General features: G+C 50.7%; 1 protein-coding gene. It reads right to left on the reverse strand.

Going from position 1 to position 410, the window contains the following annotated elements:
* Window positions 1-410: alanine:cation symporter family protein (locus AB4585_RS27685; RefSeq protein ID WP_372171957.1), on the reverse strand; the 410-nt coding region annotated here is incomplete at both ends.

Below are 410 nucleotides of genomic sequence, written 5' to 3' on the forward strand. Positions count from 1 at the left end.
CTACCTAACCCTGACTCGTTCGAGAATACGCCGCGAGCAATACCGGATTGAATAGCAAGCATCACGCTCGCACCAAAGAAGCCACCGCTTGCTGCCGTTGGTGTAAATGCCGAGACAACAACTAACTCAATCGCCGACAAGATCTGGTCGCTATTATTCACCAGAATACCCAAGCAGGAGACGATATAGATCACTGCCATAGTGGGAACGACCTTACCCGCGACGCGTGAGATGGATTTAATGCCACCTAAGGTCACCATAGCAACGAGTACAGTTAGAATAATGGCCGCCATGGTTCGATCAGCGCCTAACGTCACCTCTGAGGCATCTAAGATGGCATTCACCTGAGGAAAGGTACCGATACCAAATAGAGCAACCCCAAGGGCAAATACGGCAAACAGTGTGGCGAG

The organism is Vibrio sp. 10N.222.49.C9, from assembly GCF_041474985.1.
In the GTDB taxonomy this organism is placed as follows: Bacteria; Pseudomonadota; Gammaproteobacteria; order Enterobacterales; family Vibrionaceae; genus Vibrio; species Vibrio crassostreae_C.